Genomic DNA, 12,808 nt, shown 5'->3' with positions numbered 1-12,808 from the left:
GGAAGTGCCATTCTGCGTTCTCGGGCGTTGAAGAACGGACTTCGACACGATGAGCCCGAACGGTATAGGCGCCGACATGACCGACATTCCGAACACCCAGCCCGACAGCCGCGAGACGACGATCCTCGACGCGCCCGATCAGATGAAGAGCGTCCGCGATCTGTTCGGGATCGATTCCGACATGCAGGTGCCCGCGTTCAGCGAGGCGGACGAGCGGGTGCCCGATCTCGATCCGGCCTATGTGTTCGACGCGGACACGACGCTCGCGATCTGCGCGGGCTTCGCGCATAACCGCCGCGTGATGGTGCAGGGCTATCACGGCACCGGCAAGTCGACCCATATCGAGCAGGTGGCGGCGCGGCTCAACTGGCCGTGCATCCGCATCAATCTCGACGCGCATATCAGCCGCATCGACCTCGTCGGGCGCGACGCGATCGTGCTGAAGGACGGCCAGCAGGTGACGGAGTTCCGCGAGGGGCTGTTGCCCTGGGCGCTTCAGACGCCGACCGCCTTGGTGTTCGACGAATATGATGCGGGGCGACCTGACGTGATGTTCGTGATCCAGCGGGTGCTGGAGACCGAGGGCAAGCTGACGCTGCTCGACCAGAACCGGGTGATCCGGCCAAACCCCTATTTCCGGCTGTTTGCGACCGCCAACACGGTTGGTCTCGGCGATACGAGCGGGCTGTATCACGGCACGCAGCAGATCAACCAGGGTCAGATGGACCGCTGGAATATCGTCGTCACGCTCAACTATCTGCCCGCCGCGGTCGAGGCGCAGATCGTGCTCGCCAAGTCCGGCGAGTATGACAAGCCGGAGGGCAAGAAGGCGGTCGACGACATGGTCCGCGTGGCCGACCTGACCCGCAAGGGCTTCATCAACGGCGATATCTCGACCGTGATGAGCCCGCGCACCGTCATCACCTGGGCGCAGAACACGCTGATCTTCGGCGATGCGGGCTTCGCGTTCCGGCTGTCGTTCCTCAACAAATGCGATGAGGCCGAACGGCCGCTGGTGGCGGAATATTACCAGCGCGTGTTCGGCAAGGATTTGCCCGAGAGCGTGGTCGGCAAGGCCTAGCGATAGTCTGGGCGAATGCTGATCGCACGGCAGTCGCTGCCGCGCGGTGCGAGCGGACTCGTGCGTGTCCATAGCGTCGCGCCGCCGACGCGATCGGTGAGGCGGTAGTTGGCTAGCAGAGCGCGTGCCGAAGGATCGCCGAGCACGAAGCGCCGGTAATCGAAACCGTTACGCGGCATCGCCGGTGACCGCGCGGGATCGTCGAACAGGATCGCGTCGGGCGGGTGGCACCACAGGTCTTGCGCGATCTCGCGGCGCGTGGTTGCGGCGATTGGCGATGACGGGTCGCGCGCGATGGCCGGCATCGTCCACAGCAGGAAACCGCGCATCGGCCAGATGAGCCGGCGGTCCTCGATCAGCGGAAATGCGTCCCAGCTGTGCGTGGAGATGAGCGCATAGGTCGCGCCCGGCGGCAGCGCCTCGATGCGCGCGGTGATCGGATCGATCCGCGACGGCTTGAAGGGGCCGACAAGCGCCGCCGTGAGGAGCGCGCCGCCAATCGCGGCGATGGCCAGCAGGCGGGGCGCAAGACGGCGCTCCCGCTCGAGCAGCAGCCAGCACGCCCATGCCACCCCGATCGTCACCGGCAGCGCATGATACGGGAAGCCTTTGCCCTGCATCGTATAAACCGCCGCGAACGCCATCGCCGCCACGCCTGCGCTCGCGGTGGCGGCGCTGCGCTGGCGGGCGAGGATCAGCGCCGCCGCGCCGACGATCCAGCACGGCAGATAGATTTGCTGTGTCCACACGCGTGCGAACGGCGGCTTGAACTCGCCGTAAGCGGACAGGACCAGGGGGAGCTGATGCGTGAAATAGGCTGGAGTGAGAATGGCGACCGCCAGCGCGTAAAGGACCAATATTGCCGCGACGGTCGCCGTCTCGGGACGAACGATCCGCCAGCCCTTGCCAAGACGAAGGGCGACCCAAGCCTCGATCGCGATCGGAACGACCAGAAAATGCGGCTTCAGCGCGAAGCCTGCCGCCGCCAATGCGGCGACGACGATGGCGATCCTGCGATCGACGAGACGGCCCTCGACGCGGCGCGCCGCAAGCAGCACATAGGGAAGGGCGCCGATCGCCATCAGATGATCGCGCTCGCCGAAATCGAAGAGCGGCAGCGTCAGCAGGATGAGCGTCGCGCCGGCGCTGCGCCACAACGCCTTGCCCGGTGACAGCGCGCCGACAAGCCCGATCGCGAGCATCGTCTGCGCCATGACCAATGCGACCGCGAGATGGCGCGCAGCGACATGCAGCCGGTCGGCGGCCCAGGTGACCGGCACCGCCTCCCAGAACCACAAGGGCGGGTTCGATTCGGTGATGTCGGTGTAGAAACGCGCGCCGCCTATCAGCTGCCGCGCGACCCAATATTGCCAGCTGACATCGTTGTTGAGCGACAGGTTCCAGCCAACCGCGCTCGCCGCCAGCCATAACAGAAGAAGCGCCGCAACCCGCATCGCGGGCAGGCTCGGAGGGGAGGAGCGCGACACCATTGGATCATGCTTAACGGCCAATGCTTGACCAGCCGTTGATCGACGGGGTTGATCGGAACGACCCATCGGTGTCAGACGCTTGGGCCTTATGGCGAACGAAACCCCACTCGATCGGTTCAAGGCGGTGCTCGGCGGCGCGACGCGGGCGATCGCGGACGAGCCGGAGGTCGAGCTCGCCTTTACCGCCGACGCGCCGGCGCAATCCGGCAAGCACATCAAGGTGCCGATGCCGGCGCGCGCGCTGCCCGCCGATCAGGTCGCCGAGGCGCGCGGTTTCGCGGACGGGTTCGCGCTGCGCCTTCGGCACCACGACGCGGCGATGCACGCCCGCGCCTTGCCGGCCGATGCCGTCGCGCGCGCGGTGTTCGATGCGGCGGAGACGGCGCGGGTGGAGGCGCTTGGCAGCCGCGGCTATCGGGGAATCGCGGACAACCTGGCGACCGCGCTCGATGTGCGGTTGCGCTCCGATCCGATCACGCGCGCCCGGACACGGGCGGAAGTGCCGCTTTCGACTGCGCTCGCGCTGCTGCTGCGCGAGCAACTGACCGGCCAGCCGACCCCCGAGATTGCCGAACCCGGGCTGGCACTCGTGCGCGACTGGATCGATTCGAAGACCGATCTGACGGCGATGGCGCTCGCGCTCGACGATCAGCGGGCGTTTCAGGCGCTCACCATGAAGATGCTGGCCGACCTCGAACTGGTCGAGGGCGATGCGGTGCCCGAGGATAGCGACGAAGGCGGCGATGAGGCCGAGGGCGAAGACCAGTCCGAGCAGGACGAGGGCGAGGACGAGGAGCAGGGCGGCGAAGGCGAAGCGCAGGTGGAGGCGCGGGGCACGCCCAGCGAATCGGACGATGTCGAGGGCCAGTCGCAGGAGATGGGCGACGACCAGCTCGACGATATGGACGGCGAGCCGGGCGACGACGGCGAGGAGGGGATGCAGCCGGTCCGCCCCAACCGGCCGTTCGGCGATTTCTCGCCGCAGTTCGAATACAAGGCCTGGACCGCCCAATTCGACGAAGTGATCGCCGCGACCGAATTGTGCGATCTCGACGAATTGCAGCGGCTGCGCGCCTATCTCGACCAGCAACTCGTCCACCTGCAATCGGCGGTGTCGAAGCTCGCCAACCGGCTCCAGCGGCGGCTGATGGCGCAGCAGGCGCGGTCGTGGGATTTCGACCAGGAAGAGGGGATGCTCGACGCCGCGCGGCTGGCGCGGGTTGTCGTCAACCCGACCCATTCGCTCAGTTACAAGATCGAGCGCGAAACCGATTTTCGCGACACGGTGGTGACGCTGCTGATCGACAATTCCGGCTCGATGCGCGGGCGGCCCATCTCGATCGCGGCGATCAGCGCGGATATCCTCGCGCGGACGCTGGAGCGCTGCGGGGTGAAGACCGAGATATTGGGCTTCACGACGCGCGCGTGGAAGGGCGGACAAAGCCGGGAGACATGGCTCGCCGCCGGTCGCCCGCCGCAACCGGGGCGCCTCAACGACGTGCGCCACATCGTCTACAAGAAGGCGGACGAGCCATGGCGGCGCGCGCGCGCCAATCTCGGGCTGATGATGCGCGAGGGGCTGCTCAAGGAAAATATCGATGGCGAGGCGCTGCTATGGGCGCACGGCCGGCTGATCGCCCGACCCGAGGAGCGGCGCATCCTGATGGTCATATCGGATGGTGCGCCGGTCGACGATTCGACGCTGTCGGTGAATTCGGGTAGCTATCTGGAGCGGCATCTGCGGCAGGTGATCCAGTGGATCGAGACGCGCTCGCCCGTCGAGCTCGTCGCGATCGGCATCGGCCATGACGTGACCCGCTATTACGCGCGGGCCGTGACGATCATGGATGCCGAGCAGCTGGGCGGGACGATCATCGAGCAGCTGGCGGCGCTGTTCGACAGCGAATGACCGGGCCGGGCGTCGCACCGCCCGGCGGCGGCTTTGTCGGCCCGGTCAAGCGATCGATCACCATTGCCGGGCACCAGACGTCAATCAGTCTCGAGCCGTTATTCTGGCAGGCACTGGAAGACGCGGCGGAAGCCGCGGTGTTGCCGCTCTCGGCTCTCGTCGCGCAGATCGACGCGCTGCGCATTTCACAACCTGATCCGCCCAACCTCGCGAGCGCGATCCGCAGCTGGCTCTTCGCCTCCCTCCGCGACAAAAGTGCGAACTATTCTCAATAGCGTTGACAGTGCGAACGACTCTCAATAGCGGCATTCCCAGCAAAGGGGATTACCGTGACCAAGACCGTTTCATTTCTCGCGCTGTCGTGCGTCGGCTTCATCGCAACCGCACCGGCCTTCGCCGAGGATGGGCCGAAGACGCCCGCGGTCGATGCTGATCCGCAGACGCGCGACGACATCGTGGTCGAGGGGGAGCGCCAGCGCCGCGACTCGAACCCGAAATTCGTCGCGTCGATCGTCGATACGCCGCGCTCGATCATCGTGTTGCCGAGCGAGACGATCCAGCAGACCGGTTCCGCGACGCTCGTCGATGCGCTGCGCACCATTCCCGGCATCACCTTCGGCGCGGCGGAGGGTGGCAATCCGATCGGTGACCGGCCGTTCATCCGCGGGTTCGACAGCCAGGGATCGACCTATGTCGACGGCGTGCGCGATTTCGCCGCGCAAAGCCGCGAGGTCTTCGCGATCGACCAGATCCAGGTAATCCGCGGGTCGGATACGACGCTCGGCGGGCGCGGCAACGCCGGCGGCACGATCAACATCATCTCGAAGGTGCCCCAGCCCGAGGATTTCGTGGCCGTTGCCGGCAGCTACGGCACCGACGATTACAAGCGCATCACCGCCGACGTGAACCACCGGCTGACTGATACGATCGCGGTGCGGGTCGAGGGCGTGTGGCACGATCAGGACATCGCGGGGCGCGATGCGATCTGGCAGAAGCGCTGGGGCGTCGCGCCGTCGGTGACGATCGGGCTGGGCACGCCGACGCGGCTGACGGTCGGCTACTATCATCTCGAAAGCCAGGAACTACCCGACAGCGGCATCCCGTATCTCTACACGATCGGCAACGCGCCGCTCGGCACCAGCCTGTCGCAGCCGGCGATCGGCAACGTCACGACGATCGCGGGCACCACCGGCTATGTCGATCGCTCGACCTTCTACGGCGTGAAGAGCCGCGACTTCCGCGATACCTCGGTCGATCAGGCGACCGTGCGCGTCGAGCATGATTTCGGCGGCATTACGCTCCGCAACACGTCGCGCTTCACGCATAATGACCAGTCTTACATCTACACCCAGCCCGACGATCAGCAGGGCAATGTGTTCGGGACAAATGTGGCGAACCCGGCGACCGCGGGCGGCCTCGTCTGGCGGCGGGCGAACACCCGCTATGGCTATGCCGATTCAATCGTCAACCAGACCGATCTGTTCGGAGAGTTCGCGACGGGCGCGATCAAGCACAGTTTTGCGGCGGGCGCGGAGCTGGCCTGGGAGAAGGCGCGGCGGGGCACGTTCGTGACGCGCGGCTTCACCAATGCGGCGGGCAACGAGCTGCTGTCGACCGGATCGACGATCAGCCCACGCTGCACGCCGCCGGCGATCGCGCGCTATTACTGCACCAGTCTCTTCACGCCCGACGCGAACGATCCGTGGGTCAATTACGCGAACGACACATCGACGACCCCCGCGGCGATCTCGCGCAATCTCACCGTCGCCGAGACGCAGAACGACGCGAATACCGTCGGTGTCTATGGCTTCGATTCGATTACCCTCGCCGAGCCGCTGATCCTCAATATCGGCGCGCGTTATGACAGATTTCATTCGCGCGTCCGCCCGGGTCAGCCGATCGCGGCGACCTCGCAAATCCAGTATGAGCGGACCGACGAGTTGTTCAACTGGCAGGCCGGCCTCGTCTTCAAGCCCACGCACGACACTAGCGTCTACGCCAGCTACGCGACCGCCGCGACGCCACCCAACAGTCTGCTCGGGGAAGGGCAGGAGGGCAACGCGCTGCCGACGACGGGCGGCGCGGCGAACGCCGCGCTGGCGGATTCGCTGAAGCCCGAGAAGACGAAATCCTACGAAGTCGGCGCCAAGGCTGCGCTGATGGGCGGGCGGCTGAACCTTGGTGTCGCGGTCTTCCAGACCGACACGCAGAACGCCCGCGTCACCGGTCCGGACAATGTTCCGCAATTTATCGGCAAGCGCCGTATCCGCGGGGTGGAACTGACCGCGACGGGGACGATCCTGCCGGGCTGGACGATCTTCGGCGGTTACACCCATCTCGATCCGGTCATCACCGATGGTGGCTTCACCGCGCTGACTGCCGCAGCGGTAGGGACGCAGCCGGCGAAGACGGTGCAGGTCGTGTCGGTCAATACCGGGCGGCAGGCGCCACAGACCGCGCGCGACAGCGTGTCGATCTGGACCAACGCGACGCTGTTCGATCGCCTCCAGATCGGCGGCGGCGCCTTTTATGTCAGCCGGGTCTATGGCGGCTATTCGGACAATCGCGCGGCGACGCAAAACGCGGCCGGCGTCGTGACCGTCACGCCTGCGACGAAGCTGATCGAGCGCTCGATCCCCGGATACTGGCGCTTCGACGCGCGCGCCGGGTTCGACATCACGAAGCGGGTCAATCTCAGCGTCAACGTCCAGAACCTGACCGACAAGACCTATTTCAGCCAAGCCTATACCGCGCATTATGCGACGATCGCGCCGGGGCGTTCGGCATTTGCCACGCTGGCGGTGCGCTACTAGCGATAGGTCGGTGACGCTCGCCTCGCTCTCGACCGACGACATCGCCGTGCGGCTCTCGGACATGTCCGGGGGCCGTGTCGCGCTGGTGCGCGAGGCGGCGGAGGCCGGCGTTGCCGAGGCGCAGGCGGTTTATGGCCAGATGCTGCTGGACGGCCTGGAGATCGCGAAGGACGACCGCGCCGCGCTCGGCTGGTTCACGAAGGCGGCGGCGCAGCACCACCTCATGGCGCTGAACATGGTCGGGCGTTGCTACGATCTCGGCTGGGGCACCGCGATCGACAAGCGCCGGGCGGCGGAATGCTACCGGATCGCCGCCGAGCGTGGGCTCGACTGGGCGATGTATAATTATGCGACGCTGCTCGCGCTCGGCGAGGGCGTGGCGGAGGACAAGGCCGCGGCACTCGACTGGCTGGAAAAGGCGGCGGCGCTGGGCAACGCTAAGGCGATCAACTTCGCAGGCAGTTTTGCGGAAGATGGCTGGGTGCATCCGCGTGACATGGCGAAGGCGGCCGCCTGCTATGCCCGCGCGGCCGAGGGCGGCGATTTTCGCGGCGCGTTCAATCACGCGCGGATGCTGGCGGCCGCCGGCGAGATCGATGCCGCGGTCGGCTGGCTGCGCAAGGCCGGCGAATGGGGCAATGCGGCGTTCGTCGCCAAGGCGGCGACATGGCTTGCGGCGAGCGACGTCGCTGCGTTCCGGACCGACGGACTTGCGGCACTCAGGGACGGGGCGACGTGCTGATCGCGATCCCCGATGTGCTGACCGCCACCGAGGTGGCGACGGTTCGCGGCATCATCGACGCGGGCGAGTGGGTCGACGGCAACGTCACCTCCGGACCGCAATCGGCGCTCGCCAAACGAAACGAGCAGCTCGCCGAGGATAGCGCAGCGGCGCGCGAAGCGGGCGGCGCGGTGCTGGACGCGCTGGGGCGCAGCCCCTTGTTCGTCGCCGCCGCTCTGCCGCTGAAGGTCTTTCCGCCGCTATTCAATCGCTACGCCGGTGGGCAGGATTTCGGATCGCACGTCGATAATGCGGTGCGGATGAAGCGCGGCACAGACTTCCGTATCCGCTCCGATTTGTCGGCAACGCTCTTCCTCGAAGACCCCGACGCCTATGATGGTGGCGAGCTGGTGATCGAGGGGCAGTTCGGCGAGCAGAAAGTCAAGCTGCCGGCGGGGCATATGGTGCTCTATCCCGCGTCCAGCCTTCACCGCGTCACGCCGGTGACCCGCGGCACGCGCGTCGCCAGTTTCTTCTGGATCCAGTCGATGGTCCGCGACGATGCCGCGCGGCGAATCTTGTTCGACCTCGACCAGGGCGTGCAGGCGGTCGCCGCCGACAAGGGGCACGGCGACGCGGCGGTCATTCGCCTGACGGGGGTCTATCACAATCTGCTGCGGCGCTGGGCCGACGCATGAGGAACATCGACGAATGACGAAGATCGGCGCGCGCAAGGCCTGGTTCCAGGTCCACAAATGGATCGGGCTGATCCTCGCGGTTCTCATCATCCCGATCTCGCTGACCGGGGCGGCGCTCGTCTGGCACGACGCGCTCGACAAGACGCTGAACGCCGGGCGTTTCGCGACGAGCGGGGCCGTACGGCTCGCGCCCGCTGCATATTTGTCCGCGGCGAGGGCGCGTGTGCCGGGGGCGGTGGCGCAACTGACGCTTGGGACGGGGGACGAACCGGTCGCGGTGTCGTTTGCAGGGGACGGCAAGCCGCAGGCGGGTCCGCCTGCGCGCACCACGGTCTATCTCGATCCGCCGACGGCGCACGTGCTCGACGTCGCGAACAGCAATGCGGGGATTGTTCGGGTGATGCACAGGCTGCACGGCAGCCTGATGGTGCCGGGCGTCGGGCGGCAGATCGTCGGGTGGATCGGGGTCGCGATGCTGATTTCGTCCTTTTCCGGGCTGTGGCTGTGGTGGCCGACGATCGGCAGCTGGGTGCGCGGGCTGCGCTGGCGCCGACACCGCAATCTCGACACGAATTTACATCACCTGTTCGGCTTCTGGATCGCGCTGCCGCTGTTCGTCCTGTCGCTGACCGGCGCGTGGATTTCCTTCCCCGCCTTTTTCGGCGCGCTGTCCGTACAGGCGCCGCAGCGCGGCGGCGGTCCCGACCGGGCGGCGATGATGCGCGCGAAGCCGCTCGCAACGCCGGCGCTCGGCGTCGATCAGGTCGTGGCGAAGGCGAGCGCAATGGCGGGCGGTCGCGCGCAGGCGATCACCTGGCCGACGACGCTGAAGCCCGACTGGACGGTGTCGTTCGGGCAGCGCAGTGTGACCGTGGCGGACGATACCGGCATCGCCGCAGAGGTGCCGCGTCGCGAGCAGGCCGGCATCGCGCGGCTGATGCGCCGGATTCACGACGGCACCGGGATGGGGCCGATATGGCAGGTCATCATCTTCCTTGGCGGGCTGCTGCCGGCGATCCTGGCGGTGACGGGGATCATCATGTGGTGGCGCGCGCGCAGCTGGAAGGGCGACCTCAAGCGCCGGCAACAGGCCCGCGCGGCGGCCTGACCGCGGCTCAAACCCGCCTGAATAGTCTGCGCAAAAGGCCCCGCGACGGCTCCTCGAGGCGCTGACCGGTCGACTGGAGCAGATAGCGCGCGAGCAGCAGGGCCTGGTTGTGGGTCAGCGCGAAATGGTCGCGCGCGATTCGGTCGTTCTCGAGGCCGGCCTGCGACGCTGCGCTCTCGATGCATAGGTCGATGCCACGCGGAAGGTCGTTATGCGTCCAGCCGACGACCGCGCGTCGTTCTCCATGACTGACGGTGCGATCGGGGTGCGGCGGTCGGGGAAATCGGCTCATCGCCGGATTATTGCCGGATGTAGCGGAAATACCAGACCTCGTGGCCCTGCCGCCGCGCCTTGCGTTCGTAGCGGGTTTCCGGCCAGTCGTCGGGGCGGGTGAGGAAATCGGACGGGGTGCGCGCCTGCCATGCGAAGTCGCGGCGCTGGTTCATCACCATCATCGCCCATCGGCAATAGGTGGGATCGTCGGTGCCCAGCCGGAACTCGCATCCCGGCTTCAGCTTCGCCGCGATCAGATCGAGCGGGCCGTGATTGACCATCCGGCGCTTGGCATGGCGCGCCTTGCGCCAGGGATCGGGGTGGAGGAGGTAGACCCGCGACAGGCTCGCATCGGGCAGCCGCTCGATCACGGTCAGCGCGTCGCCCATGTGCAGGCGGACATTCTCGAGCTCGCCGTCCCGGATATGGCCGAGCGCGCCGACGACGCCGTTCAGGAACGGCTCGCAGCCGATGAAGCCATGCGAGGGGCGCATCGCCGCCTGCCCGACCAGATGCTCGCCCGCGCCGAAGCCGATTTCGAGCTCCAGCGAGCGGTCGTCGCCGAACAGCCCATGTGAATCGACCGGACCGTCGTCCGGCACCGACACCACCGGCAACAGGTCCTCGACCAGCGCGGCTTGCCCCTGACGCAGCTTGTGGCCCTGGCGACGGCCGTAGAGGCGGCGGATGGTGATCGGATCGTTCATCGCGCGCGCCTTAACCGGCGGCGGCGCTCATGCAAAAGCGAAAAGGCGGTCGCGCGGAGCCAAACCGGCGGGCGCTCGTTTGCGAGGCGTGACGAACAAACGGGATCAGGACGCGACAGAGCCGGAAGGCGAGGGACAGGCCGAAACCGCGGTCGAGGCCAAGGAGCTCCACCGCGCCGTCCGCGCCGAGGGCGAGGCGGAGCTGGACCGCCCGGCAGCGTCGCTCTTCTGGTCCGCCTTTGCCGGCGGACTCGCGATCACCGCCACGCTGCTGGCGCAGGGTGCGATCCACGGCGCTCTTCCGGATGCGCCGTGGCGCGATGTCGTCGTCGCGCTTGGCTATCCGATCGGCTTCGTCATCGTGATCCTCGGGCGGATGCAGTTGTTCACCGAAAGCACGGTCACCGCGATGCTGCCGCTGGTCACCAAGCCGTCGTTATGGGCGCTGCGCCGGACGCTGCGGCTGTGGGGAATCGTCATCGGGGCAAACCTGCTCGGCACCTTTGTGGCGGCAGCGGCGATCGCCTCCGGCTTCCTTGGCGCCGATCCGGGCCTGCGCGACGCGATGACCGCAGTGTCGATGAAGGTCGTCGAGCTGCCGCCGGCCATGGTGTTCGTCAACGCGATCCCCGCCGGCATGCTGATCGCGGTGGTCGCATGGGTGCTGCCGAGCGCACGCGAGCAGTCGGTGCTGGTCATCTTCGTCATCGGCTTCGTCGTGGCGGCCGGGCACTTCAGTCATTCGATCGTCGGTTCGGTCGAGGCGTTCCTGCTGCTGCTGTCGGGCGTAGCAGGCGCGGGGCCGACGCTGCTCGGCTTTCTGCTGCCAGCGCTGCTCGGCAACCTCATCGGCGGCGCGGGCCTCTTCGCGCTGCTGGCGCACGCGCAGGTCAAGGGCGAGATGGCGGAGACGAAGGCGGCTGAATAGCTATTTGGGCGCGTCGATATGAATCTGCGTTTTACCCTCCGAATCAAGGTTTGTGCGGCTGACGGGTGTGGTGCTGTTGATCTCGTCCATGACCTGTTTTGGGGACGGCAGGCGATCGAAACTCTGATAGGTCGCCATCGCCCCGTCGACGCTTCCAAAGGTCACCGTATAGCCGCCTGAACCGTTCATGCCGGGAATCTCGATACCCTTTGCGACATAGGCAACGCGCCCCGCGTCACCGAACGCAATCGTGTAGCCATCGCTGCCCGCCGCGCGGTACATGCCATATTCGAGTGTCGGAGTGCCGTCACGGCACAACTCCCGCGGCGCCTCCGGTTTGGCGTCGGTCGCTGGCTTCACCATCAATCCGGACAGCAGCCCGCCCATCAACCCCATGTTGATGTTCCGCTTCATCATCTTCGCCTTGCCGAACCGGAGCGTGTCGGCGCAGGCGGCGATCGGTCTGGCGGCAGGCGGTGGCACGCCCGTTTCGGCAGGCCAGCGGATCGCGTCGATCACGCCGTTCAACCGCTGCCGCAGGGCGGGAATATCGACGTCGCGCGCGCTGTAGCGGACGGCGACGAGCCATTCGCCAACGGGCACGACAGCAAGCGCGGTCGTCGGGTAATCCTTGCTGCCCGTGCGATATGCCTGTTTGAGTCCCGCAGATACGGCGCTGCCTGGCCGCGCGAAAGCGGTCGGATTCTGATCGGCAGGTGTCGCGCCGTGCCAGTCCGTGCGCAGGGCGATCTGCGCTTCGGAACGGTCGAACCAGATGGCGGCGTTGGCGAGGGCCGGGTGAAACAGAAAGATCGTGACGACAGTCGCGCGATCGGGCGTTTCGAAGTTCAGCGACACGTCGCGCTCGTCGGCGGTGCTGTCCCGGATGCTGGTTCGGGGCAGGCCGGCAAGTCTCGCAGGAAACGTGACGCCGGTTGCCGCATGCCCCCACCCCTTGTCCGCAGGCACGGGAAGATCGCGCTGCTGCGCGGTTGCGGGAACCGCGCACAGCGCAGCGACGACCGCCATGACACGATACAAGAAAGCCTCCCCGGTTAATTACCGGAGAGGCTATCCGAA

At 66.9% G+C, this 12,808-nt stretch carries 12 protein-coding genes; 8 read left to right on the top strand and 4 right to left on the bottom strand.

Annotation, left to right across the window (positions count from 1 at the left end; translation table 11 throughout):
- Positions 1-76 precede the first annotated feature (76 nt).
- A complete protein-coding gene (gene cobS, locus BOS5A_RS11565) occupies positions 77-1,081 on the top strand; it encodes a cobaltochelatase subunit CobS (RefSeq protein WP_151955248.1) in 1,005 nt (334 codons plus the stop codon).
- Here cobS and BOS5A_RS11560 read toward each other — a convergent pair.
- Positions 1,078-2,535: a hypothetical protein gene (locus BOS5A_RS11560; RefSeq protein ID WP_151955247.1), complete on the bottom strand. Its 1,458-nt coding sequence runs from the start codon at positions 2,533-2,535 to the stop codon at positions 1,078-1,080. The genes cobS and BOS5A_RS11560 overlap by 4 nt on opposite strands.
- Positions 2,536-2,659: 124 nt before the next feature.
- Between BOS5A_RS11560 and cobT the strand changes: the two genes are divergently transcribed.
- From cobT to BOS5A_RS11530, 6 genes are all read left to right on the top strand, one after another.
- A complete protein-coding gene (gene cobT, locus BOS5A_RS11555; protein WP_151955246.1) occupies positions 2,660-4,480 on the top strand; it encodes a cobaltochelatase subunit CobT in 1,821 nt (606 codons plus the stop codon).
- Positions 4,477-4,755, top strand: a complete 279-nt coding sequence (locus tag BOS5A_RS11550; RefSeq protein WP_151955245.1) for a ribbon-helix-helix domain-containing protein — start codon at positions 4,477-4,479, stop codon at positions 4,753-4,755. The genes cobT and BOS5A_RS11550 overlap by 4 nt, the downstream gene beginning before the upstream one ends.
- A gap of 54 nt (positions 4,756-4,809) precedes the next feature.
- Complete coding sequence (locus BOS5A_RS11545; RefSeq protein WP_234419315.1) at positions 4,810-7,293, top strand: TonB-dependent receptor; 2,484 nt, start codon at positions 4,810-4,812, stop codon at positions 7,291-7,293.
- A gap of 61 nt (positions 7,294-7,354) precedes the next feature.
- Complete coding sequence (locus BOS5A_RS11540; RefSeq protein ID WP_234419417.1) at positions 7,355-8,035, top strand: tetratricopeptide repeat protein; 681 nt, start codon at positions 7,355-7,357, stop codon at positions 8,033-8,035.
- Positions 8,029-8,712, top strand: coding sequence for a Fe2+-dependent dioxygenase (locus tag BOS5A_RS11535; protein ID WP_151955243.1), 684 nt, complete (start codon positions 8,029-8,031; stop codon positions 8,710-8,712). Before BOS5A_RS11540 ends, BOS5A_RS11535 begins: the two co-directional genes overlap by 7 nt.
- Before the next feature lie 13 nt (positions 8,713-8,725).
- On the top strand, positions 8,726-9,820 hold the full coding sequence (locus BOS5A_RS11530) for a PepSY-associated TM helix domain-containing protein (protein ID WP_151955242.1): 1,095 nt from the start codon (positions 8,726-8,728) through the stop codon (positions 9,818-9,820).
- Between the two features lie 7 nt (positions 9,821-9,827).
- On the opposite strand, the gene BOS5A_RS11525 is transcribed toward BOS5A_RS11530, so the two are convergent.
- Positions 9,828-10,112, bottom strand: coding sequence for a hypothetical protein (locus tag BOS5A_RS11525; protein WP_151955241.1), 285 nt, complete (start codon positions 10,110-10,112; stop codon positions 9,828-9,830).
- 7 nt (positions 10,113-10,119) lie between these two features.
- Entirely contained in the window at positions 10,120-10,800 is a 681-nt protein-coding gene (gene trmB, locus BOS5A_RS11520) for a tRNA (guanine(46)-N(7))-methyltransferase TrmB (protein ID WP_151955240.1), read from the bottom strand.
- Between the two features lie 88 nt (positions 10,801-10,888).
- On the opposite strand from trmB, the gene BOS5A_RS11515 reads away from it, so the two are divergent.
- On the top strand, positions 10,889-11,728 hold the full coding sequence (locus tag BOS5A_RS11515) for a formate/nitrite transporter family protein (protein WP_234419314.1): 840 nt from the start codon (positions 10,889-10,891) through the stop codon (positions 11,726-11,728).
- On the opposite strand, the gene BOS5A_RS11510 is transcribed toward BOS5A_RS11515, so the two are convergent.
- Positions 11,729-12,757, bottom strand: coding sequence for a hypothetical protein (locus BOS5A_RS11510; RefSeq protein ID WP_151955238.1), 1,029 nt, complete (start codon positions 12,755-12,757; stop codon positions 11,729-11,731).
- Between the last annotated feature and the right edge of the window lie 51 nt (positions 12,758-12,808).

This window comes from Sphingomonas sp. EC-HK361 (assembly GCF_902498785.1).
Lineage (GTDB): Bacteria > Pseudomonadota > Alphaproteobacteria > Sphingomonadales > Sphingomonadaceae > Sphingomonas.
This window is presented reverse-complemented; position numbering and strand designations above follow the sequence as displayed.